Origin of the sequence: Bartonella sp. AP11XZML (genome assembly GCF_042196445.1) — a bacterium.
In the GTDB taxonomy this organism is placed as follows: domain Bacteria; phylum Pseudomonadota; class Alphaproteobacteria; order Rhizobiales; family Rhizobiaceae; genus Bartonella.
In genome coordinates, this window is the sequence record NZ_JBHIQF010000049.1 from 1 (window position 1) to 3,449 (window position 3,449).

Sequence of the window (3,449 nt, forward strand, 5' to 3'; positions counted from 1 at the left end):
ACGGCTGCTAATGCGGCAATGAGTGGACCAAAAATGAAGGAACCAAGAGCTACAAGCCCTACCTTAAAGAGGGTTATTTCACCAATTAGAGGTTTCATCCATTGAAACCAGCCTTTAATTCTCTCTGTAAGATCACTGATGCCTCTTCTCAAATCAGAGGTAGGATTAAGTAAATCATTAAGGACTTTTTTTAAGGTTTTTGCCCAGCTCGCAACGGTTGTTTGGATGAGGTCACGGTTTTCATCAATCAACTTTGAAAAACCGTCAATCATATCATTAATAACGGGCATGAAACGCGCGCCAATAAAGCTCGCGATACCGCCTATTTTTTTCTTAAAGGCTCCCATCTTGTCACTTAAGTCCGCTGCATAGCGTGCGACATCGGCACCTATCAGCCATTTTCCTTTTCGCGCCTTTGCAAACAGCTCTTTAATGGGTGCCATGCCTTGTGCAAGCATGGTCGCCATTTCTTTACCATCACCCCCAAACAGCAGAGCGGCAATATGCTGTCTTTGTGCTTGGCTTTTCATCTTACTCATCTTGTCGGTAATTTCTTCTAACAAGACAGAAGTGGATTTGAGTTTTCCAGAAGTGTTTTTGACAGAAATGCCAAGTGCTTCAAAGCCCATCATGCCTCTTTTTTGTCCAGCATAGGCTTGTGCCGAACGCCTATTTAAAACCGCTAAGGATTGTTGAAAAAGTTCGGCAGAAGTGCCTGAATTATCGGCTGCATCACCCCATAATTGAAGTGATGCAACACTCATATTTAAATGGTGTGATGCGTGATAAAGACTATCTCCCAGATGCATGGTTTTCATGGTGAGGGCGGCTACACTTGCCACAAGACCACCACCAGCAAGCCCTAAGACACCGGTAAAGACTGAAGCACGACTTGCCGCTGTGCTAAGAGCACTTTGAACGCCATGAAGGCTTTTTGTCATGTTTTTGACAGCAGCAGAAAAGCGCGGAATACCCAAACTATGTGAGAGTGTTTTTGACAATGTATCGAATTTTTTTTGAAGATGTTTGAGAGGTGCGGTGAGTTTGTCTTCAAGAGATAATCTCACCTTTGCATCGGCAACTTTTTCACTCATTTTGTCTTATACCTTTCTGCTGCTTGTTTTCGCCAGAATATGAGTTCTTGTGGTTCCATTTCCATCATGTCTGAAAGGGACCAATAGAACACAATGGTAATATCGGCTATGAGTTTAGCGGCGGTTTCCCAGTCGAGGTATCCCGCCGTTTGATAAAAGACTCCAAGATTTCTCCAATGCTTACCAAATCATTGATGTCGAGTTCGCTGATAACCTCATGCGGCCATTCAGAAAGGCGCGCGATCATAGCGATTGTCTGCTCTATACCTTCTTTTTTGTCGATTGCTTGCAAATCTTTTGTTTTGGGGCGCCGTAAAGTAATTGTGGTGTGCTCTTTTCCTTCAAAAGTAACAGGTATCAATAATTTATGTGTAATGCTTGTTTGGACGGTCATTTTTATAATCCTATATTTTCTCTATGGTCTGCGAGTTGATTGACGCCATTGAATTTTCTCACCAAGTTGAGGACATCTATCTCAACGATTTCAACGTCCTTCTGGACATATTTGAAATACTGCAATGTGAATGTAGCCGTAGAAGTTGCTTTTCCTCCCGGTTGCCATTCTGCCATTTCAAAGCCTTTGCAAAGCCCTCTCATGGTAATGACAACACCTTCTGCGGGGGTGCCTTGAGCTTGCATTGAACTGCGCAATGAAATGTTGACATCGGTGCGCCCTAACAGTGCCATCAACTCTGGAGAGCAATCAGAAATGGTCATGCTAAGCGTGAGGGTTTCAAGACCAAGGTCAACTTCAATAGAGCTATCCATGCCTCCGCCACGATAACTTTCAACGACCAAACTCAAATTCGGTAATGTTACGCTTTCACATTTTGCTTGATAGGGAATGCCGTCGACAAAAATGTTAAAATATTTCAAAACTCTTGGTAAAACAGGTACGGTCATTAAAAGATCTCCTCTAAGTAATCATTCACAATGTGTGAACGGAACGTGATATGTTCTGCGGGTGTTGTGGGGGTGAATTCGACATTGAAATAGACTCTACCGCTCTCAATGGCGCTTGCTGTATTAAGCTCTAGATCAGGCGTACAGCGCCCACCAAGAATAGCGCCTTGTGCTTTTAAATCACGCAAATAGGCATTGACGCTTTCGCTTACGTCATGCATGTAGGTTTTTTTGATATTGCGGTCGACAGCCCATAGATGCCCGCGCAAAATGGCATCATTGATCATATCTGCGGTTCTCACCACCGATAAGAAAGCAAACTTTGTATCGCTTGAGAGTGTGCGATTACCCCAGAGGCGATAGCCGTTTTCGCGGATAATTGTTGTGATGTTTTGTTCATTGAGAAGGTTGGCGCGGCTTGATCTGTCCCCAATGGAAAAATCAATGGGGCGTGCAATACCAACAATGCCATTGATCACTTTGTTTGAAGGAGAATGCCAAAAACCGTGTGTAAAATCAGTTTTAGCAATGACACCAGCAACTGCCGCACTTGCCGGCTGTTCTATGATCTTTCCATCACGATTCACCTTTACAAAAAGGTCAACGATAATAGCGCGCTTTGAATCAAAATCCTTTGCTGTGCTAAGGGCTGCTTCATCTGTTGTGTTTGGTGCATCAAGCACCACAATAGAACGCAGACGTTCAGCAATGCCAATGAGTTCTGCCGCTACTGGATTAGAGGTTGTACTGATTTCGGCTTTGGCTGTCGCACCAGTGCCATCTCCTTCAATCGTCACATTTGGGGCGGTTTGATAATCAAAGCCACTGTCCTTAATGACAAGTGACGTTACTTTTCCATCTTTCAGGATTGCTTCTGCTTGTGCACCGCCGGCAATTTTAACAGTTGCTTGAGTGTAACCACTTCCTTGGTTTATCACATCAATCTTGCTAAGACTTATAGGGCGTTTGTGCGTAAAACCTGGGGCAATAAGAATGCGTGGTGTTTGTCCTACAATGGATTGTGCTCCAATCAAAGCATGAACACCTTCATAAGCACCATTTGCATTCACACCACCTAGAACATTGGTGAGTGTTGCATTTTCATTGTCACCCTCGTTCACACGCACGACAACAACAATGGCACCCACTTGCTTGAAAATAAGATCAAGGGCATTGGGTAGGGTGCCTTGACGCTTACCCGTTTTATCCAGTTTAGCGGCTTGTGAAAGAGAACCGGTAACCAAAACGGGTGTGTTAAGGGGAAATGCTCGGTCATCGGCATCGGGTGCTGTGCCAACAATCCCGATAACGGCAGACTGAACCGCGCGAAGAGGGCGGGTGCCGTCGTCAACCTCGATGACTTCAACACCGTGTAAAAAACCTGTTGCCATACTTTATGCTCCTTTGAAATATTGGTGAATGAAAATGAATGGGAAAAATGAGAGGTAAAAA

Annotated in this window: 5 protein-coding genes; all 5 read right to left on the reverse strand. The window is 44.2% G+C overall.

The window, feature by feature from the left end; all coding sequences use genetic code 11:
• On the reverse strand, positions 1-1,094 hold a 1,094-nt coding region (locus ACFIMG_RS05180; protein ID WP_375678429.1), incomplete at its 3' end, for a phage tail tape measure protein.
• Entirely contained in the window at positions 1,091-1,162 is a 72-nt protein-coding gene (locus ACFIMG_RS05185; protein ID WP_081485993.1) for a GpE family phage tail protein, read from the reverse strand. The genes ACFIMG_RS05180 and ACFIMG_RS05185, both read right to left, overlap by 4 nt.
• Positions 1,163-1,200: 38 nt before the next feature.
• Positions 1,201-1,488, reverse strand: coding sequence for a phage tail assembly protein (locus ACFIMG_RS05190; protein WP_375678430.1), 288 nt, complete (start codon positions 1,486-1,488; stop codon positions 1,201-1,203).
• A gap of 2 nt (positions 1,489-1,490) precedes the next feature.
• Positions 1,491-1,997: a phage major tail tube protein gene (locus tag ACFIMG_RS05195; protein ID WP_375678431.1), complete on the reverse strand. Its 507-nt coding sequence runs from the start codon at positions 1,995-1,997 to the stop codon at positions 1,491-1,493.
• Positions 1,997-3,388 carry a phage tail sheath subtilisin-like domain-containing protein gene (locus ACFIMG_RS05200; RefSeq protein WP_375678432.1) on the reverse strand — a complete coding sequence of 464 codons (1,392 nt, stop codon included), beginning with the start codon at positions 3,386-3,388 and terminating at the stop codon, positions 1,997-1,999. Before ACFIMG_RS05200 ends, ACFIMG_RS05195 begins: the two co-directional genes overlap by 1 nt.
• Positions 3,389-3,449: the final 61 nt, after the last annotated feature.